This window comes from Streptomyces sp. NPDC047061 (genome assembly GCF_040643955.1).
In the GTDB taxonomy this organism is placed as follows: domain Bacteria; phylum Actinomycetota; class Actinomycetes; order Streptomycetales; family Streptomycetaceae; genus Streptomyces.
In genome coordinates this window covers 165,007-183,015 of record NZ_JBEYVI010000011.1, presented here as the reverse complement: position 1 = coordinate 183,015, position 18,009 = coordinate 165,007, and the positions used below count along the sequence as shown (strand labels likewise).

Genomic DNA, 18,009 nt, shown 5'->3' with positions numbered 1-18,009 from the left:
ATGGCCCTGCGCGAGGTGAACCCGAAGATGGTCGAGGCGACCGTCGTCCCCGGGCAGCGGCTGTACAGCCAGCGTGGGGCGATGCTCGCGTACAAGGGCGAGGTGTCCTTCACCCCCAACATCCAGGGCGGCCAGGGCGGCCTGATGTCCATGCTCGGCCGCCGGGTGGCCGGGGAGTCCACCCCCCTGATGACGGTCGAGGGCAGCGGCACGGTCTTCTTCGGGCACGGCGGCCACCACGTCCAGGTCATCACCCTCACCGGTGACACCCTCTACGTCGAGGCGGACCGGCTGCTCGCCTTCGAGGGCACGCTGCAGCAGGGGACGATGTTCATGGGCTCCCAGGGCGGCGTGATGGGCATGGTGCGCGGCCAGGTCACCGGCCAGGGCCTGTTCACCACCACCCTCAAGGGCCACGGCGCGGTCGCCGTGATGGCCCACGGCGGGGTCTTCGAGATCCCGGTCACTCCGCAGCGCCCGGTCCATGTCGACCCGCAGGCCTACGTCGCCCACCACGGCGACGTGCGCAACAAGCTGTCGTCCGCGCTCGGCTGGCGGGAGATGGTGGGCCGCGGCTCCGGCGAGGCGTTCCAGCTGGAGCTCAGCGGCAACGGCATGGTGTACGTGCAGGCGTCCGAGGAGAAGCTGTGAGCGCATACGGAGCCGCCGGAGCGGCCGGGCCGGTCGTGCACGACCCCATGACCCTCCCCGTCGACGACAACGTCAACAAGTACACCTTCTGCGTGGAGCTCAAGAGCGGCCAGTGGTTCCTGCAGAAGGGGAAGATGATCGCCTACTACGGCTCGATCGACTTCAACGGCATCGGACACGGCCGCCTCGACCGTCTGGTCCGCACTTCCTTCCATTCGCCACTGCACGCGAGCGACTGGGTGGTGGCGGAGGGCTCGGGCAAGATGCTCCTCGCCGACCGGGCGTTCGATGTGAACTCGTACGACCTCGAAGACGGCAACCTGACCATTCGCTCCGGCAACCTGCTCGCTTTTCAGCCAACTCTGGCACTGAAGCAATCAATCGTTCCCGGTTTTCTGACCCTTATCGGAACCGGAAAGTTTGTGGCGGCATCTAACGGTCCGGTGGTGTTCATGGAACCCCCCGTCCGGGTGGACCCGCAGGCACTGGTGGGATGGGCCGACTGCCCCTCCCCGTGCCACCACTACGACCATGGGTACATGACCGGCGTGATGGGCGGTCTACGTGCACTGACAGGCCTCGGCGGGGCCTCTGGAGAGGAGCACCAGTTCGAGTTCGTAGGGGCCGGCACGGTCCTGCTCCAGTCCACCGAGACCCTGATGGCCGAGCAGGCCACGGGAGCGGTTCCGCACGAGCCCGGGGTACCCGGCGGAGGGGCCCCCTCCACAGGTCGTCCACAGCAACCGGGCGCACCGCGCCTTCCCGGACAGCTGGGGGACCTCCAGCGTCGCTTCGGGCTGTGAGCGGTAGTCTGCGGAGTGTGACATCGAACGCGTGCGCACAGTCACACCACCCTCACTAGTTCGCCTTTCAACATTTTAGGTAGACTTCATTCATGGAGACCGAGACGGCCACGCGCTGGCTGACCGATGCGGAGCAGTGCGCCTGGCGCACCCACCTGGAGGTCAACAGGCTGTTGACGTACCAGCTCGAAAAGGATCTGCAGCCGTTCGGCCTGACAATGAACGACTACGAGATCCTGGTGAACCTGTCCGAGTCGGAGGACTACCGGATGCGGATGAGCGACCTCGCCTCCGCCACCCTCCAGTCCAAGAGCCGACTGTCCCACCAGATCACCCGCATGGAGAACGCGAACCTGGTCCGCCGCGAGAACTGCGAGTCGGACCGCCGCGGACTGTTCGCCGTCCTCACCGAGCACGGCATGGAGACGATGAAGAAGGTGGCGCCACATCATGTCGCCTCCGTGCGACGGCACTTCATCGACCTGCTGTCGCCGGAGACCCTCATAGAGCTGGACAAGGGCCTGAAGCCCATCGCGGAACACCTGCGGGGGCAGCGCGGGCGCCCGTGACAACGGGCAGCACCTGACGGCGGCGGACGGGGGTCCAGGTCCCGTCCGCCGCTTGCTGTCTGTGGGCGGGGGGTGGGGACGCTTACCGGCGCTGGCCGGGTGCCTCCCCCAGCCTTCGGCCGGGGGACCCCCAGCGCCCACCCGTGCCGCCCTGCGGCACGCCTGCCCGCAGCTAGGACGTGCCCCGTAAGGGGCGCGGGGAACTGCGCGATCAGCCCCCACCGGCCCGCACCCGACCCGCGACGTCGGCCAGGCCAGGCGTCAGCCTTCCGTCAGCCCCGCCACCAGTTCGTCCGCTGCCCGGTACGGGTCCAGTTCGCCGGCCACGATGCGGTCCGCGAGTGCGTCGATGTGGCGGTCGCCGTGGAGGTCGCCGATGCGGGCGCGCAGGGCCGTCACCGCGATGGTCTCGACCTCGCGGGCGGCACGGGCCACGCGGCGTTCCGTCAGGACGCCCCGCTCCTCCATCCAGGCCCGGTGCTTCTCCAGGGCCTCCACCAGCTCGTCGATACCCTCCGAGCGCGCGGCGACCGTCTTGACGATCGGGGGACGCCAGTCGCCCGGGCCGCGGGACTCACCGAGGCCCAGCATGTGGTTCAGTTCGCGGGCCGTGGCGTCCGCCCCGTCGCGGTCTGCCTTGTTGACGACGTACACGTCGCCGATTTCGAGGATGCCGGCCTTCGCCGCCTGGATGCCGTCGCCCATGCCGGGGGCCAGCAGCACCACGCTGGTGTCCGCCTGGGAGGCGATCTCCACCTCCGACTGGCCGACGCCGACCGTCTCCACCAGGATCACCTCGCAGCCCGCCGCATCCAGGACGCGGATCGCCTGGGGCGCCGACCAGGCGAGGCCGCCCAGATGGCCCCGCGTCGCCATCGAGCGGATGTAGACGCCGGGGTCGGAGGCGTGGTCGGACATCCGGACGCGGTCACCCAGGAGCGCTCCGCCGGAGAAGGGGGAGGACGGGTCGACGGCCAGCACGCCGACCCGTTTGCCCTGTTTGCGATAGGCCGTCACGAGCGCGGACGTGGAAGTGGACTTTCCGACGCCCGGGGAGCCGGTCAGGCCCACCACGTAGGCGTTGCCGGTCAGCGGCGCCAGCGTCGCCATGACCTCCCTGAGCTGCGGGGACGCCCCCTCCACCAGGGAGATCAGGCGGGCCACCGCACGGGGGCGGCCCTCCCTGGCCTGGGCCACCAGTGAGGAGACGTCCTGCATCACAGCTCCGTTCGCTTCCGTTCGCGCAGAGAAACTTGCTCAGGCCTTCGGCACCCGCACGATCAGCGCGTCGCCCTGGCCGCCGCCACCGCACAGCGCGGCCGCGCCGACCCCGCCGCCCCGGCGCTTGAGCTCCAGGGCCAGGTGCAGGACGAGCCGGGCACCGGACATGCCGATGGGGTGGCCCAGGGCGATCGCACCACCGTTGACGTTCACCGTTTCGGTGGACACGCCGAGGTCCTTCATTGACTGGACGGCGACGGCGGCGAAGGCCTCGTTGATCTCGATGAGGTCCAGGTCGCCGACCTCCAGGCCCTCCTTCTTCAGGGCGTGCAGGATGGCGTTGGACGGCTGGGACTGGAGGGAGTTGTCCGGTCCGGCCACGTTGCCGTGGGCGCCGATCTCGGCGAGCCACGTGAGGCCCAGTTCCTCGGCCTTGGCCTTGCTCATCACGACCACGGCCGCCGCACCGTCCGAGATCTGCGAGGAGGTACCGGCCGTGATCGTGCCCTCGCGGGTGAACGCCGGCCGCAGCCTGCCCAGCGACTCCACCGTGGTGTCGCCGCGGATGCCCTCGTCCTTGCTGAAGACGACGGGCTCGCCCTTGCGCTGCGGGATCTCGACCGGGGTGATCTCGGCCTCGAAGATCCCGTTCTTCTGCGCGGCCGCGGCCCGCTGGTGGGACAGGGCGGCGATCTCGTCCTGCTCGGGGCGCAGGATGCCCAGGCGGGTGTTGTGCTTCTCGGTCGACTCGCCCATCGGGATGTTCTCCCAGGCGTCGGTCAGGCCGTCGTACGCCATCGCGTCGAGCATCTCGATCGCGCCGTACTTGAAGCCCTCGCGGGACTTCGGGAGCAGGTGCGGGGCGTTGGTCATGGACTCCTGGCCGCCCGCGACCACGATGTCGAACTCACCCGCGCGGATCAGCTGGTCGGCCAGCGCGATGGCGTCGAGGCCGGAGAGGCACACCTTGTTGATCGTGAGCGCCGGGACGCTCATCGGGATGCCGGCCTTGACGGCGGCCTGGCGTGCCGGGATCTGCCCGGCGCCGGCCTGGAGCACCTGCCCCATGATCACGTACTGCACCTGGTCGCCCCCGATCCCCGCACGGTCGAGGGCGGCCTTGATCGCGAAGCCGCCGAGGTCGGCTCCGGAGAAGGACTTCAGCGAGCCCAGCAGTCGTCCCATGGGCGTCCGCGCGCCCGCGACGATCACCGAGGTGGTTCCAGAGGTTCCAGAGGTCATGAGCTGCGAATCCCCTTACCGGCTGCACTGCCGAGGAGTGAACGAGGGTTTACTTTGAATGTATTGCGTGGCACTCCGTGCCGTCATCGGGCCGTCAGTGTGATCGCTGGCACGTTGCGTAACCATCTCCGTAGCGCTGCACTGAATCCATGCTGACGCGAATCGACCACATCGGGATCGCCTGCCACGACCTCGACGCGACCGTCGAGTTCTACCGGGCCACGTACGGCTTCGAGGTGTTCCACACCGAGGTCAACGAGGAACAGGGCGTGCGCGAGGCCATGCTCAAGATCAACGAGACGTCCGACGGCGGCGCCTCCTACCTGCAGCTCCTCGAACCGACCCGGGAGGACTCGGCGGTCGGCAAGTGGCTCGCGAAGAACGGCGAGGGGGTCCACCACATCGCCTTCGGTACGGCGGATGTGGACGGGGATGCGGCCGACATCCGGTCCAAGGGCGTACGCGTTCTGTACGAGGAGCCACGGATCGGCTCCATGGGGTCGCGGATCACCTTCCTGCACCCGAAGGATTGCCACGGCGTACTGACAGAACTGGTCACTTCGGCGGCTGTTGAGTCACCTGAGCACTGACCCTCGTACATATGGGCCGGTAGGGTTGGGGGCGGTCGTCCCTTCGCAGGTTCGCAGGGCCGGGGCGGCCGCATGCCGGGGTCCGGGTTTCGGGGGACGAGCGTCGGGGCAGCAGCCCGTGCTCCGCCGTTGATCTGACACCATTCCCCGGGGGCCCCGTTCGGCGGATGGACGGAGCTCGTTCGGAAAAGGTTGCGACCAGGGGACGGATGGGACCGCGCAGTGCGGGGCTACGAGAGCCAGGAGCGAGAGCCGGCGGCTGACGTCGACCACCTCACTCGTTTCGAAGCCGAGATGAAACGGCTGAAGACCGAGCGGGAAAAGGCGATCCAGCATGCCGAGGACCTCGGCTACCAGGTCGAGGTGCTGCGCGCCAAGTTGCACGAGGCGCGCCGCACCATCATGTCCCGGCCCGCGTACGACGGCGGTGACATCGGCTATCACACCGAGCAGCTGCTCCGTAACGCCCAGATGCAGGCCGACCAGATCCGCCAGGAGGCGGAGCGGGTCGCCGCGGAGGCCCGGGCGCAGACCCAGCGGATCCTCCAGGAGCACGCCGAGCAGGCCTCACGGCTCCAGGCCGAGCTGCACCAGGAGGCGGTGACCCGCCGCCAGCAGCTGGACCAGGAGCTGGCCGAGCGCCGCCAGACCGTCGAGTCGCACGTCAACGAGAACGTGTCGTGGGCCGAGCAGCTGCGGGCACGCAGTGAGTCGCAGGCCCGGCGGCTGCTCGACGAGTCGCGGGCCGAGGCCGAGCAGGCCATGTCCGCCGCCCGGGCCGAGGCCCAGCGGCTGACCGACGAGGCCCGGCAGCGGCTGGCCGGCGACACCGAGACGGCCCGCGGGGAGGCGGAGCAGATCCTGCTGCGCGCCCGCCGGGACGCCGAGCGGCTGCTGAACGCCGCGTCCACACAGGCCCAGGAGGCCACCGACCACGCGGAGCAGCTGCGCAACTCCACCGCGACGGAGTCGGACTCGGCCCGTCGGCAGGCGGGCGAGCTGAGCCGGGCCGCCGAGGAGCGGATGGCGCAGGCCGAGGAGGCGCTGCGCAAGGCGCAGTCCGAGGCCGAGAAGCTGGTCACCGAGGCCGAGGCGAGCGCCACGAAGGCGCTCTCCAGCGCCGAGGCCAGCAACCAGCAGCGCACCCAGACCGCCAAGGAGCAGGTCGCCCGGCTGGTCAGCGAGGCCACCAAGGAGGCGGAGGCCACCAAGGCGAGCGCCGAGCAGATCGTCGCGGACGCGCGCGCCGAGGCCGAGAAGATCACCGCGGAGGCCTCCGAGAAGGCCCGCAGCCTCACCGCCGAGGAGAGCGCCTCCCAGCTGGCGAAGGCCGCCAAGACCGCCGAGGACGTCCTGAACAGGGCGGCCGAGGAGGCCAGGCAGACCACCAAGGGCGCCGTCGAGGAGGCCGAGCGGATCCGCACCGAGGCGGAGACCGAGGCGGACCGGCTGCGCGCCGAGGCGCACGACATCGCCGAGCAGCTCAAGGGCACGGCGAAGGACGACACCAAGGAGTACCGCGCCAAGACGGTCGAGCTGCAGGAGGAGGCCCGCCGGCTGCGCGGCGAGGCCGAGCAGCTGCGCGCCGACTCGGTCGCCGAGGGCGAGTCGATCCGCGCCGAGGCCCGGCGCGAGACCGTGCAGACGATCGAGGAGGCGGCCAGGTCCGCCGAGGAGCTGCTCGCCAAGGCCAAGGCCGACGCCGACGAGCTGCGGCAGACCGCGACCACGGACAGCGAGAAGGTCCGCACCGAGGCCATCGAGCGCGCGACCGCGCTGCGCCGGCAGGCCGAGGAGACCCTGGAGCGCTCCCGGCAGGAGGCCGACCGGCACCGCGAGGAGGTCCTGGAGCAGTCCGAGGGGCTCAAGGCGGATGCCGAGCGGGCCGCGGCGGAGCTGCGCGCGGAGACCGAGCGGGGCGTCGAGGCCCGGCGCGCGGAGGCCGCCGACGAGCTGAGCCGGCTGCACACCGAGGCCGAGGACCGGCTGACGAGTGCCGAGCAGTCGCTGACCGAGGCGCGCGAGGAGGCCGGGCGGATCCGCCGGGAGGCCGCCGAGGAGACCGACCGGCTGCGCTCCGAGGCCGCCGAGCGGATCCGTACGCTCCAGCAGCAGGCCGAGACCGAGGCCGAGCGGCTGCGCGACGAGGCCGCCGCGGACGCGTCGGCATCGCGTGCGGAGGGCGAGACCATCGCCGTACGGCTGCGGTCGGAGGCCGCGGCCGAGGCGGAGCGGCTCAAGCAGGAGGCCCAGGACACCGCCGACCGGGTGCGTGCCGAGGCGCAGGCGGCCGCCGAGCGGCTGTCCACGGAGGCGTCCGAGACGCTGGCCGCCGCGCAGGAGGAGGCCGCCCGCCGCCGCCGGGAGGCCGAGGAGCTGCTCGGTTCGGCGCGCGAGGAGGCGGGCCAGGAGCGGGAGCGGGCCCGCGAGCAGAGCGAGGACCTGCTGGCTCAGGCGCGCAACCGCGTCGAGGAGGCGCAGGCCGAGGCCGTACGCCTGGTCGAGGAGGCGGACCGGCGGGCCACCGAGATGGTGTCGGCCGCCGAACTCCACGCCCAGCAGGTGCGGGACTCGGTCTCCGGTCTGCACGAGCAGGCGCAGGAGGAGATCACCGGGCTGCGCTCGGCCGCCGAGCACGCCGCGGACCGTACCCGGCGGGAGGCCGAGGAGGAGTCCGACCGGGTCCGCGCCGACGCGTACGCCGAGCGGGAGCGGGCCAGCGAGGACGCGACCCGGATCCGGCGCGAGGCGGCCGAGGCGTCCGAGGCGGCGAAGGCGCTCGCCGAGCGGACCGTCGCCGACGCGATGGCCGAGTCGGAGCGGCTGCGGTCCGAGGCGGCAGCCCATGCCCAGCGGGTGCGCACCGAGGTCTCCGACGCCGTCGCCCAGGCCGACCAGGACGCGACACGCACGCGTGCCGAGGCCCGCGAGGACGCCAACCGGATGCGTTCGGACGCGGCGACCCAGGCCGACACCCTCATCACCGAGGCGCGCAACGAGGCCGAGCGGCTCCAGAACGAGACCATCGCCGAGGCCGACCGGGTCCGCGCCGACGCCATCGCCAAGGCGGAGAAGCTGATCTCGGACGCCACCGGCGACGCGGAGCGGCTGCGCGCCGAGGCCGCCGAGACGGTGGGCTCCGCCCAGCTGCACGCCGACCGGACCCGCGCCGACGCCGAGCGGCTCAAGGCCGACGCGGAGGCGGAGGCCGAGCGCATGGTCAACGCCGCGCGCGAGGAGTCCGACCGCACCCTCGACGAGGCCCGCAGGGACGCCAACAGGCGGCGCCAGGACGTGGCCGAGCAGGTCGACACGCTCATCAACGAGACGACCGCCGAGGCCGACAAGCTGCTCACCGAGGCGCAGCAGCAGGCGATGAAGACCACCGCGGACGCCGAGTCGCAGGCCGACACCATGGTGGGTGCGGCCCGCAGCGAGGCCGACCGGCTGGTCTCCGAGGCCACGGTCGAGGGCAACTCGATGGTGGAGAAGGCCCGTACGGATGCGGACGAGCTGCTCGTCGGCGCCCGCCGGGACGCCACCGCCATAAGGGAGCGCGCGGAGGAGCTGCGCGAGCGCATCACCACCGAGATCGAGGGGCTGCACGACCGGGCCCGCCGCGAGGCCGCCGAGACCATGAAGTCCACCGGCGACCGCTGCGACGCGCTCATCAAGGCCGCCGAGGAGCAGCTCGCCAAGGCTCAGGCCAAGGCCAAGGACCTGGTCTCGGAGGCCAGCTCCGAGGCGGGCAAGGTCCGGATCGCCGCCGTCAAGAAGGCCGAGGGTCTGCTCAAGGAGGCCGAGCAGAAGAAGGCCACGCTGGTCCGGGAGGCCGAGGAGCTCAAGGCCGAGGCGATCCGCGAGGCCCGCCGCACGGTCGAGGAAGGAAAGCGCGAACTGGAGATCCTGGAGCGCCGGCGGGAGAACATCAACGGCGAGATCTCCCGTGTCCAGGACGTCCTGGAGGCGTTGGAATCCTTCGAGGCCCCGTCGTCCGGCAAGGACGGCGGAGTCAAGGCGGGCAGCACGGTGGGGGCACCCCGATCGGGTGGCAAGTCGTCAGAAGGCTAGAGTCCGAAGTCCGGTCTGTAGTCTTCTGGGGCTTTTGTGTGAACCTTTGGCAGAGGCTTTGGCAAGCGATCTCACAGCCAGCCACCCAAAAGTGGTGTCATTCTCCAGATCAAACACGCATCCGCTCGATGACACACCGCATCGGCCCCTAGGATTCCACCTATCACCTCACCGGTCTCACTCGACAGGAAACCCATGAGCGACACTTCCCCCTACGGCTTCGAGCTAGTGCGGCGTGGGTACGACCGCGCTCAGGTGGACGAACGGATCTCCAAGCTCGTCTCCGACCGTGACAGCGCTCTCGCCCGCATCACCGCTCTGGAAAAGCGCATCGAGGAGCTCCACCTCGAGACGCAGAACGCCCAGGCTCAGGTAACCGACGCGGAGCCGTCGTACGCCGGTCTCGGCGCGCGTGTCGAGAAGATCCTCCGCCTCGCCGAGGAGGAGGCGAAGGACCTGCGCGAGGAGGCCCGTCGCGCCGCCGAGCAGCACCGTGAGCTCGCCGAGTCGGCGGCCCAGCAGGTGCGCAACGACGCAGAATCGTTCGCTGCGGAGCGCAAGGCCAAGGCCGAGGACGAGGGCGTCCGGATCGTCGAGAAGGCCAAGAGCGACGCGTCGCAGCTGCGCTCCGAGGCCCAGAAGGACGCGCAGTCCAAGCGCGAGGAGGCGGACGCCCTCTTCGAGGAGACCCGCGCGAAGGCCGCCCAGGCCGCCGCCGACTTCGAGACGAACCTCGCCAAGCGCCGCGAGCAGTCCGAGCGTGACCTGGCGTCCCGCCAGCAGAAGGCCGAGAAGCGCCTCGCGGAGATCGAGCACCGCGCGGAGCAGCTGCGCCTGGAGGCCGAGAAGCTGCGCACCGACGCCGAGCGCCGCGCCCGCCAGACGGTCGAGACGGCTCAGCGTCAGGCCGAGGACATCGTCGCGGACGCGAACGCCAAGGCCGACCGGATCCGTTCGGAATCCGAGCGCGAGCTCGCCGCGCTGACGAACCGCCGCGACAGCATCAACGCCCAGCTGACCAACGTCCGCGAGATGCTGGCCACGCTGACCGGTGCCGCGGTGGCCGCCGCCAGCTCCCCGGCGGAGGACGAGCCGATCTCCCGCGGGGTCCCGGCTCAGCAGTCCCGGTAAGCGTTAGCGACATCGAAGGCCCGCATCCCCTTCGGGGGGTGCGGGCCTCCGTCGTGCGGGTGCACGCCTCTGAAAGGGGCGTGCACCCGGCCCCCCTTCAGGGGCGCGTCGGCCGGGAAACCCGCTGTCCGGCCGCCGGAGCCGGGTGATGGAGATCCGGGGTGGAAACGACTCCGGCGACTCCGGACTCCTCCGACCTGCTGCGCCTGACAGACGAACGCTCGGCCGCCGTCGACTACCACGCCGCCGAGGGCCGCTCCTGGCGCGTCACGCTCTCCGCCGACGGCGCCCGGGCCGCCCGCCTCACGACGCCTGACACGGCGCCCGCGGCCGACGCGTCCCTGCGCGGCACGGCCGGGGAGCTGTTCCTCGCCCTGTACGACCGGGTCCCGGTGGACGCCCTGAAACTCGGCGGGGACCGACGGTTGTTCGACCAGCTGCCGGCCTGGGAGCCGGAGGAGTAGGGGACATGGGCCCCCTGAGGTGACGTCGGCCCTCTCGGGTGGCAGCCCCCGCAGGCCGGTCTTAGCGTGGCCGCATGATCGAGCTGGCGGGCCTGACCAAGCGCTACGGCGACAAGACGGCGGTCGACGACCTCACGTTCACCGTCAGACCCGGCATCGTCACCGGGTTCCTCGGGCCCAACGGTGCCGGGAAGTCCACCACCATGCGGATGATCCTCGGGCTCGACCACCCCACGGGCGGCCGGGTCCGGATCGACGGCAGGCGGTACGAGCAGCTCAAGGACCCGCTGACGTACATCGGGGCGCTGCTCGACGCGAAGGCCGTGCACGGCGGGCGCAGCGCCTTCAACCACCTGCTCTGCCTCGCGCAGAGCAACGGGATCCCGACGGCGCGGGTGGCCGAGGTCCTCGACACCGTCGGACTGACGGCGGTGGCGAAGAAGAAGGCCAAGGGGTTCTCGCTCGGGATGGGGCAGCGGCTCGGGATCGCGGGGGCGCTGCTCGGCGACCCGCGGATCCTGATGTTCGACGAGCCGGTGAACGGGCTCGACCCCGAGGGCATCCACTGGATCCGGACCCTGATGAAGTCGCTGGCCGCCCAGGGCCGGACCGTGTTCGTCTCCTCCCACCTCATGAGCGAGATGGCGCTGACCGCCGACCACCTGGTCGTCATCGGGCAGGGGCGGCTGCTCGCCGACACCTCGATGGCGGACTTCATCCGGACGAACTCGCGGTCGTACGTCCGGGTCCGCTCCCCGCAGCGCGAGCGCCTGCTCGACGTGCTGCACGGGGCCGGGATCACCGTCGTCGAGACGGGGACCGGAGCCCTGGAGGTGGAGGGCGGGAAGGCCGAACCGATCGGGGAGCTGGCCGCGCAGAACGGGATCGTGCTGCACGAGCTGAGCATCCAGCAGGCCTCCCTGGAGGAGGCGTTCATGCAACTGACGGCGGAGTCTGTGGAGTACCACGCGCACGCCGACTCGCCCCCGCTGCCACAGGCCTGGGGCGCCGGCTGGGACAAGGGAGCGTGACATGGCCGTCGTCACCCAGGTCGTACGGTCCGAGTGGACCAAGATCCGGTCCGTCGCGTCGACGGTGTGGACGCTGTCCCTGGCCGTGGTGGTCACCGTGGCCCTCGGGATGCTGATCTCCGGGCTCGCGAACAGGCAGTTCGGCAACATGCCCGCGCGGGAACGGCTCTCCTTCGACCCGACGAACATCAGCTTCGCCGGGATGACCCTCGGTCAGCTGGCGATGATCGTGTTCGGGGTGCTCGTGGTCTCCAACGAGTACAGCACCGGGATGATCAGGGTCTCGCTGGCCGCCGTGCCGCAGCGGGCCACCTTCCTGTTCAGCAAGATCGCGGTGGCGGCGGCCCTGGTACTGGTGGTCGGCATGGTCACCAGCTTCGCCGCCTTCTTCCTCGGGCAGGCCATGCTCGGCTCCCACCGGGCGTACCTCGGCGACCCCGGGGTGCTGCGCGCGGTCGTCGGCGGCGGGCTCTACATGACGCTCATCGCGATGTTCTCCATGGGCGTGGCCGCGATGCTGCGCTCGCCGATGCTGTCGCTGGGCATCCTGATGCCGTTCTTCTTCCTGATCTCCAACATCCTCGGCAACGTCGACGCGACGAAGAAGATCGGCCGGTTCCTGCCGGACCAGGCGGGCAGCCACATCATGCAGGTGGTCCCGAGGGCCGGCGACGACGTCCCGTACGGGCCCTGGGGCGGGCTCGGCATCATGGGGCTGTGGGTGATCGCCGCGCTGGCCGGCGGGTACGTCCTGCTGAAGCGGCGCGACGCCCAGTGACGAATCCGTGACCGGTTCTGTCGCCGGAAGTCTTTACATGCTCTTGGGCGGAACCGTCAGCTCCCCGATATCCTCCTAACCCTTACGGGGGGCGTCTGCCCCATGTCCTGATCCTTTCGATGGGTGCGGAGCATGATCGAGGCTGTCGGCCTGACCAAGCGCTACGGCGACAAGACCGCCGTCTACAACCTTTCCTTCCAGGTACGACCCGGAGCCGTCACCGGCTTCCTCGGGCCGAACGGCTCGGGCAAGTCGACGACCATGCGGATGATCCTGGGTCTGGACAACCCGACCGCCGGTTCGGTGACGATCGGCGGCTTCCCGTACCGCAAGCTGCCGAACGCCGCCCGCCAGGTCGGCGCGCTGCTCGACGCCAAGGCGGTGCACGGCGGCCGGTCCGCCCGCAACCACCTGCTCTCGCTGGCCCAGCTGTCCGCCATCCCGGCCCGCCGGGTCGACGAGGTGCTCGGGGTGGTGGGCCTCCAGGGCGTGGCCGGAAAGCGCTCCAAGGGCTTCTCGCTCGGCATGGGCCAGCGCCTCGGCATCGCCGCCGCGCTCCTCGGCGACCCCCAGGTGCTGCTCTTCGACGAGCCGGTCAACGGCCTCGACCCCGAGGGCATCCTCTGGGTGCGCAACCTGATGAAGTCCCTGGCCGCCGAAGGCCGGACGGTCTTCGTCTCCTCCCACCTGATGAGCGAGATGGCGCTGACCGCCGACCACCTCATCGTCATCGGCCGGGGCCAGCTGCTCGCCGACATGAGCGTGACCGACTTCATTTCGGCCAACTCCGCGGACTTCGCGCGGGTCCGCACCCCGGACACCGAGCCGCAGCTGCGCGAGAAGCTCAGCTCGGCGCTGACCGAGGCCGGCGGCCATGTCCTGCCGGAGCAGGACGGGGCGCTCAGAGTGACCGGGCTGCCGCTGCCCCGGATCAGCGACCTCGCGCACGAGGCGGACGTACGGCTGTGGGAGCTGTCCCCGCACCAGGCCTCGCTGGAGGAGGCGTACATGCGGATGACGCAGGGCGCCGTCGACTACCGGTCCTCGATCGACCAGAAGGCCGGCCTCCAGCAGCCCCTGCCGCCGGGCGCCCAGCCGCCGATGCCGGTGCCCGGGCAGGGCCAGCCGGGCTGGTACGCCCCACCGGCGCCGCAGCAGGGCGGCCAGCCGTTCACGGGGCCGTACGGTGCACCCGGTGCGCCCGCAGGCGGGTACGGCGCCCCGCAGGGCCCGTACGGGGCTCCCCAGGCGGCTCCCAACCCCTACGCCCAGCCGACGCCCGCTCCGGCTCCCGGGCCCGCTGCGGCAGCCGCCGAACCGGCCCGGCCGGCCCCCGCCGCCGCGCCCACCGCCCCCGCCGCCCCTGCTGCTCCTGCTGCCCCCGCCGACCTGACCAAGCCCGAGGACGCCCGATGAGCACCCACCAGCCTCCGCTGCCGCAGACGACCCCGGCCGCACCCGACTGGCAGGCGGCGCCCGGCGGTTCGTACCCCGGCTACGTCTCGCCGATCCCGGTGGTGCGCACCAACCTCGGGCACGCGATCACCTCCGAGTGGACGAAGATCAGGTCGGTGCGTTCGACGATCTGGACGCTCGGCGTCTTCGTCCTCCTGGTGATCGGCATCGGCCTGCTCGCCGGTGCCGTGGTCAGCAACTCCACCTCCTCGTCCGACGACCTGTCCGGCAGCAACGCGCTCTCGCTCGGCTTCTTCGGGCTGCTGCTCGGCAGCATGTGCATCATCACGCTCGGCGTGCTGACGACCGCCTCGGAGTACGGCACGGGCATGATCCGTACGACGATGGTCGCCTGCCCCTCCCGCGCGCGCGTGCTCGCTGCGAAGGCGATCGTCTTCTTCGCGGTCGCGTTCGTGATCACCCTCGCGGCCAGCGCGTTCGTGGCCATGACGCAGGTGTCGATGCTGAGCGACATCGCCCGGAAGCCGACCGGCGGGGAATGGCTGAAGGGAACCGTCGGCGTCAGCCTCTACATCGCGCTGCTCGGGCTGCTCTCGCTGATCATCGGCTCGATCATCCGGCACTCGGCGGGCGCCATCACCGTCATGATCGGCGCGGTGCTGGCCCCGCTGGTGATCGCCCTGTTCATGTTCTCCTCGTCGCTGGAGAAGGTGCGCAACGCCCTGTTCGAGTACTCGATCCCGAACCAGCTGAGCGTCTTCTACTCCAACTCCCTGAGCGATTCCGGCCCTTCGGGCTGGGACCCGCTGTGGATCATCCTGGGTGTGACGGCCGTCGCGTTCGCGGGCGCCTACGCGCTGCTGGAGAAGCGGGACGTGTAGGCCGTACGACCCCCGGAGCTCTTCGGCTCTCAGAACTTCGGCGCGTTCCTGGGCCGCTGCACCCGCGTGGTGCGGCGGTCCTTCGCGTTCCAGCAGGCCTTGTGCCAGTGTCGGCGCTCGTCCACGCCCGAGTGCTCCGGCCAGGCCACCACGTGCGGGACGCCGGAGGCGATCACCTGGTCGCAGCCCGGGCACCGGTACGTCTTGCCGACCGCGCTGGCCCCTGCCACGTGCCGGACGCTCCACTCCTCGCCCTGCCAGTTCTCGGTGGACTGCCAGCCGCCGTAGCGGTCCGCGCGGTCGTCCTCGGCGCTCCGGCCGGACGAGGCCGCTCCGTTCGGGCCCTTGGGTCGGTTGCGACGCGGGGACACGGGACACCTCTCGGGGCTATACAGGAAGCACGGGCTGTGTCCAGCCTACGACGCGCGCACGGGGGTACGCGTAGGGCACCAACCCGCACAAGTCCCCCTCCAGGGCGACCCATTCTCCAGACAATCCGCAAATCTCTCCGCCAGGCCGTGTCCTCGGCACGTGTCAGACGGTTATGCCCGGTGGGGGAGCTCCGGGTCGGAGCCAGGAAAGCAGGAAGAAACGATGCGCGTAGGTAGTTTTGTGCTGGCCGCCCAGTTCCCGGGCCAGGGGCAGGGGGAAGCCCTGCACCGGGCGGTGCGCACGGCGGAGGTGGCCGAGGAGTCCGGTCTGGACGCGGTCTGGCTGGCCGAGCACCACTTCGTGCCGTACGGCACGTGTCCGTCCGCGGTCACCCTGGCGGCCTTGCTGCTGGGCCGCACCCGGCGGCTGCGGGTCGGTACGGCGGTGAGCGTACTGCCCACCGTCCACCCGGTCGCCCTCGGCGAGCAGGCCGCACTGCTGCACGTGACGAGCGGCGGCCGCTTCACGCTCGGCGTGGGGCGCGGCGGGCCCTGGGTGGACCTGGAGGTCTTCGGCTCCGGCCTGGAGGCGTACGAACAGGGCTTCCCCGAATCACTCGATCTGCTGATGCGCTGGCTGCACGAACCGGCCGTGTCGGCCTCGGGCCCGCGCTTCTCGTTCCGTGAGGTGCCCGTCGTACCGCGCCCGTCGGAGGCGCTGACGGAGGCGCCGGGGCCGGAGGTGGTGGTCGCCTGCACCTCCGCGGCGAGCATCCGGCTGGCCGCCGAGCGAGGGCTGCCGATGCTGCTCGGGATGCACGTCGGCGACGAGGAGAAGGCCGAGATGGTCGCGTTGTGGCGGCAGCACGCGCGGGCGGCCGGGCGGCCGGGCGACGAGATCGCCGGGGCGGCCCATGTGTCGGCCGGCGTCTGCCAGATCGCGGACAGCCGCACCGACGCGGCGGAGACCCTGACGAAGGCGATGCCGGGCTGGCTGAAGCAGGGCCTGGAGGCCCATATGACGGTGGACGGCCGGTTCCGTTCGATGCGGGACCCGCTCGCCTACACCGAACTGCTCTGCGGCCTCCACCCGGTGGGTACCCCGCGGCTGTGCGTCGACCGCCTCGCCGCGACCTCCGAGCGGACCGGCATCTCCCGTTTCGCCCTGCTGACGGAGGGCTCGGGGGATCTGGCGGCCACGGAGGAGAACGTACGACGGCTGGGTGCCGAGGTACTGCCGCACCTCCGGTGACCTCACCGCCGCGGGGAGCTTGCCGCCCCAGTGACTGATGCACCTCCCGCGTGTGGAGCGGCAAGCAAGCGGCTCACTGCGTCAGCAGTACCGGAGCACGGCGTCAGCAGTCCCGGAGTTCCGGGGACTGGTTCAGCAGCTGATTGCGCACCGAGGTGAAGCGGGCCAGTGTCTCGTCGACCGAGGCGTCCAGCGGGAACACCGCCACACGGTGGCAGTTCTGGAAGGCCAGCCGCACACCGAAGTGCCGCTGCAGGGCGCCGCGTATGGCGTCACTCGCGAGCGCACGCAGCAGCTGACCGCGTGCCTGCTCGTCCGGCGGAGGCGTCTGGTTGTCGGCGAAGTCTCCGCCGTCCACCTTCAGCTGGGCCACCAGGGAGCTGATCATCTCCCATGCGTAGGGCAGGGAGGTCCGGACGCAGTCGACGAAATCCGCTTCGTCGACCTCGCCTCGCTCGGCCTGTTCGAGTAGGGCCGGTGAGACGTCGAGCGACATGGGTACTCCTCTCGCACCCCCGAACAACAGGGGTTGGCGGACAGGTAAGGGAGTTCGCGATACCGAACACGCTGAGTACACAACTCGCGACCTCCCGTTTACTACGGTAGGCAACGGGCGGTGACGCCACCAGGAGATTGCGTATATGCGACGGTCCCTTTAGGCACACAATCGGCCAGGTTTGAACAGGCGTGCGCAGGCGACTCTTCAGGACCGGTCACGGAGGGGCCGTCAGCCGTAGTGCGGGCGAATCGCGTGGAGGGCGGCGCGTCGAGTAGCGTTGCCGACCATGCGTCTCGTCATCGCCCGGTGCTCCGTCGACTACGCCGGCCGGCTCACCGCCCACCTTCCCTCCGCCCCCCGTCTGATCCTGGTCAAGGCGGACGGCAGCGTGTCCGTCCACGCGGACGACCGGGCCTACAAGCCCCTCAACTGGATGTCGCCGCCGTGCACCCTCAAGGAGGGGGCGGGCGAGGAGGAAGGCGTCTGGACCGTCATCAACAAGGCGGGCGAGAAGCTCATCATCACGATGGAGGAGATCCTCCACGACTCCTCGCACGAACTGGGCGTGGACCCTGGTCTGATCAAGGACGGCGTGGAGGCGCACCTGCAGGAACTGCTGGCCGACCACATCGAGACCCTCGGCGACGGCTACACCCTCATCCGCCGCGAGTACATGACGGCGATCGGCCCGGTGGATATCCTCTGCCGCGACGCGGACGGCCAGACCGTCGCGGTCGAGATCAAGCGCCGGGGCGAGATCGACGGCGTGGAACAGCTCACCCGTTACCTGGAGTTGCTGAACCGCGACCCCCATCTGGCCCCTGTCCGGGGCGTCTTCGCGGCCCAGGAGATCAAGCCGCAGGCTCGCGTCCTGGCCACGGACCGGGGCATCGGCTGCACGGTCCTGGACTACGACGCACTGCGGGGCGTCGAGGACGACAAACTCCGGCTGTTCTGACAGCCGACGGCGACTTCCCTTCCCCGGCCCGCCGCACCCGCCTCGGCTCGCCGCTCAGCTCGGCGTTCAACGCCGCCCCGC

The 18,009-nt window shown here is 70.8% G+C and carries 17 protein-coding genes; 13 read left to right on the top strand and 4 right to left on the bottom strand.

The features are described 5' to 3' along the window. From ABZ887_RS18755 to ABZ887_RS18745, 3 genes are all read left to right on the top strand, one after another. On the top strand, window positions 1–651 hold the full coding sequence (locus ABZ887_RS18755; protein ID WP_361290309.1) for an AIM24 family protein: 651 nt from the start codon (window positions 1–3) through the stop codon (window positions 649–651). A 47-nt stretch (window positions 652–698) separates the two neighbouring features. Then, the gene (locus tag ABZ887_RS18750) at window positions 699–1,454 is read left to right on the top strand and encodes an AIM24 family protein (RefSeq protein ID WP_361290306.1); all 756 of its coding nucleotides are present in this window, start codon (window positions 699–701) and stop codon (window positions 1,452–1,454) included. 92 nt (window positions 1,455–1,546) lie between these two features. Beyond that, window positions 1,547–2,023 carry a MarR family transcriptional regulator gene (locus ABZ887_RS18745; RefSeq protein WP_361290303.1) on the top strand — a complete coding sequence of 159 codons (477 nt, stop codon included), beginning with the start codon at window positions 1,547–1,549 and terminating at the stop codon, window positions 2,021–2,023. Window positions 2,024–2,284: 261 nt separating this feature from the next. Here the strand turns inward: ABZ887_RS18745 and meaB are convergent, their stop codons facing one another. Together meaB and ABZ887_RS18735 are read right to left on the bottom strand one after the other, a co-directional pair. Then, window positions 2,285–3,241 (bottom strand): methylmalonyl Co-A mutase-associated GTPase MeaB, encoded by a 957-nt coding sequence (gene meaB / locus ABZ887_RS18740; RefSeq protein WP_361290300.1) that lies wholly within the window; start codon window positions 3,239–3,241, stop codon window positions 2,285–2,287. Between the two features lie 39 nt (window positions 3,242–3,280). Continuing rightward, window positions 3,281–4,486, bottom strand: a complete 1,206-nt coding sequence (locus ABZ887_RS18735; RefSeq protein WP_361290297.1) for an acetyl-CoA C-acetyltransferase — start codon at window positions 4,484–4,486, stop codon at window positions 3,281–3,283. Window positions 4,487–4,635: 149 nt separating this feature from the next. On the opposite strand from ABZ887_RS18735, the gene mce reads away from it, so the two are divergent. The 8 genes from mce to ABZ887_RS18695 all read left to right on the top strand — a co-directional run bounded on the left by mce (window position 4,636) and on the right by ABZ887_RS18695 (window position 14,848). Further along, the gene (mce, locus tag ABZ887_RS18730) at window positions 4,636–5,076 is read left to right on the top strand and encodes a methylmalonyl-CoA epimerase (RefSeq protein ID WP_093499037.1); all 441 of its coding nucleotides are present in this window, start codon (window positions 4,636–4,638) and stop codon (window positions 5,074–5,076) included. 222 nt (window positions 5,077–5,298) lie between these two features. Beyond that, the gene (scy, locus tag ABZ887_RS18725) at window positions 5,299–9,147 is read left to right on the top strand and encodes a polarized growth protein Scy (RefSeq protein ID WP_361290293.1); all 3,849 of its coding nucleotides are present in this window, start codon (window positions 5,299–5,301) and stop codon (window positions 9,145–9,147) included. A 195-nt stretch (window positions 9,148–9,342) separates the two neighbouring features. Next, the gene (locus ABZ887_RS18720; protein WP_089098739.1) at window positions 9,343–10,278 is read left to right on the top strand and encodes a cellulose-binding protein; all 936 of its coding nucleotides are present in this window, start codon (window positions 9,343–9,345) and stop codon (window positions 10,276–10,278) included. 161 nt (window positions 10,279–10,439) lie between these two features. Further along, window positions 10,440–10,742 carry a hypothetical protein gene (locus tag ABZ887_RS18715; protein WP_361290289.1) on the top strand — a complete coding sequence of 101 codons (303 nt, stop codon included), beginning with the start codon at window positions 10,440–10,442 and terminating at the stop codon, window positions 10,740–10,742. Between the two features lie 74 nt (window positions 10,743–10,816). Further along, entirely contained in the window at window positions 10,817–11,773 is a 957-nt protein-coding gene (locus ABZ887_RS18710; protein ID WP_361290286.1) for an ATP-binding cassette domain-containing protein, read from the top strand. A gap of 1 nt (window position 11,774) precedes the next feature. Beyond that, on the top strand, window positions 11,775–12,551 hold the full coding sequence (locus ABZ887_RS18705) for an ABC transporter permease (protein WP_361290283.1): 777 nt from the start codon (window positions 11,775–11,777) through the stop codon (window positions 12,549–12,551). A 132-nt stretch (window positions 12,552–12,683) separates the two neighbouring features. Further along, a complete protein-coding gene (locus tag ABZ887_RS18700; RefSeq protein ID WP_361290280.1) occupies window positions 12,684–13,967 on the top strand; it encodes an ATP-binding cassette domain-containing protein in 1,284 nt (427 codons plus the stop codon). Beyond that, complete coding sequence (locus ABZ887_RS18695) at window positions 13,964–14,848, top strand: ABC transporter permease subunit (RefSeq protein WP_361290277.1); 885 nt, start codon at window positions 13,964–13,966, stop codon at window positions 14,846–14,848. Before ABZ887_RS18700 ends, ABZ887_RS18695 begins: the two co-directional genes overlap by 4 nt. A gap of 29 nt (window positions 14,849–14,877) precedes the next feature. On the opposite strand, the gene ABZ887_RS18690 is transcribed toward ABZ887_RS18695, so the two are convergent. After that, window positions 14,878–15,219, bottom strand: a complete 342-nt coding sequence (locus tag ABZ887_RS18690; RefSeq protein WP_361290274.1) for an ATP/GTP-binding protein — start codon at window positions 15,217–15,219, stop codon at window positions 14,878–14,880. A gap of 223 nt (window positions 15,220–15,442) precedes the next feature. Here ABZ887_RS18690 and ABZ887_RS18685 point away from each other — a divergent pair, with 223 nt between their 5' ends. Further along, a complete protein-coding gene (locus ABZ887_RS18685; protein WP_361290270.1) occupies window positions 15,443–16,471 on the top strand; it encodes an LLM class flavin-dependent oxidoreductase in 1,029 nt (342 codons plus the stop codon). A 103-nt stretch (window positions 16,472–16,574) separates the two neighbouring features. Here ABZ887_RS18685 and ABZ887_RS18680 read toward each other — a convergent pair whose 3' ends face one another. Continuing rightward, window positions 16,575–16,967 carry an SCO5389 family protein gene (locus ABZ887_RS18680; protein ID WP_089098747.1) on the bottom strand — a complete coding sequence of 131 codons (393 nt, stop codon included), beginning with the start codon at window positions 16,965–16,967 and terminating at the stop codon, window positions 16,575–16,577. A 289-nt stretch (window positions 16,968–17,256) separates the two neighbouring features. Between ABZ887_RS18680 and nucS the strand changes: the two genes are divergently transcribed. Further along, window positions 17,257–17,928, top strand: coding sequence for an endonuclease NucS (gene nucS / locus ABZ887_RS18675; protein ID WP_361290268.1), 672 nt, complete (start codon window positions 17,257–17,259; stop codon window positions 17,926–17,928). The last annotated feature ends 81 nt before the right edge of the window (window positions 17,929–18,009 follow it).

Bases quoted from the DNA above. Each gene is read 5' to 3' on its own strand.
- ABZ887_RS18755 (WP_361290309.1), top strand. From the start codon at position 1: ATGGCCCTGCGCGAGGTGAACCCGAAGATGGTCGAGGCGACCGTCGTC.
- ABZ887_RS18750 (WP_361290306.1), top strand. From the start codon at position 699: ATGACCCTCCCCGTCGACGACAACGTCAACAAGTACACCTTCTGCGTG.
- ABZ887_RS18745 (WP_361290303.1), top strand. From the start codon at position 1,547: ATGGAGACCGAGACGGCCACGCGCTGGCTGACCGATGCGGAGCAGTGC.
- meaB (WP_361290300.1), bottom strand. From the start codon at position 3,241: ATGCAGGACGTCTCCTCACTGGTGGCCCAGGCCAGGGAGGGCCGCCCC.
- ABZ887_RS18735 (WP_361290297.1), bottom strand. From the start codon at position 4,486: ATGACCTCTGGAACCTCTGGAACCACCTCGGTGATCGTCGCGGGCGCG.
- mce (WP_093499037.1), top strand. From the start codon at position 4,636: ATGCTGACGCGAATCGACCACATCGGGATCGCCTGCCACGACCTCGAC.
- ABZ887_RS18720 (WP_089098739.1), top strand. From the start codon at position 9,343: ATGAGCGACACTTCCCCCTACGGCTTCGAGCTAGTGCGGCGTGGGTAC.
- ABZ887_RS18710 (WP_361290286.1), top strand. From the start codon at position 10,817: ATGATCGAGCTGGCGGGCCTGACCAAGCGCTACGGCGACAAGACGGCG.
- ABZ887_RS18705 (WP_361290283.1), top strand. From the start codon at position 11,775: ATGGCCGTCGTCACCCAGGTCGTACGGTCCGAGTGGACCAAGATCCGG.
- ABZ887_RS18700 (WP_361290280.1), top strand. From the start codon at position 12,684: ATGATCGAGGCTGTCGGCCTGACCAAGCGCTACGGCGACAAGACCGCC.
- ABZ887_RS18695 (WP_361290277.1), top strand. From the start codon at position 13,964: ATGAGCACCCACCAGCCTCCGCTGCCGCAGACGACCCCGGCCGCACCC.
- ABZ887_RS18685 (WP_361290270.1), top strand. From the start codon at position 15,443: ATGCGCGTAGGTAGTTTTGTGCTGGCCGCCCAGTTCCCGGGCCAGGGG.
- ABZ887_RS18680 (WP_089098747.1), bottom strand. From the start codon at position 16,967: ATGTCGCTCGACGTCTCACCGGCCCTACTCGAACAGGCCGAGCGAGGC.
- nucS (WP_361290268.1), top strand. From the start codon at position 17,257: ATGCGTCTCGTCATCGCCCGGTGCTCCGTCGACTACGCCGGCCGGCTC.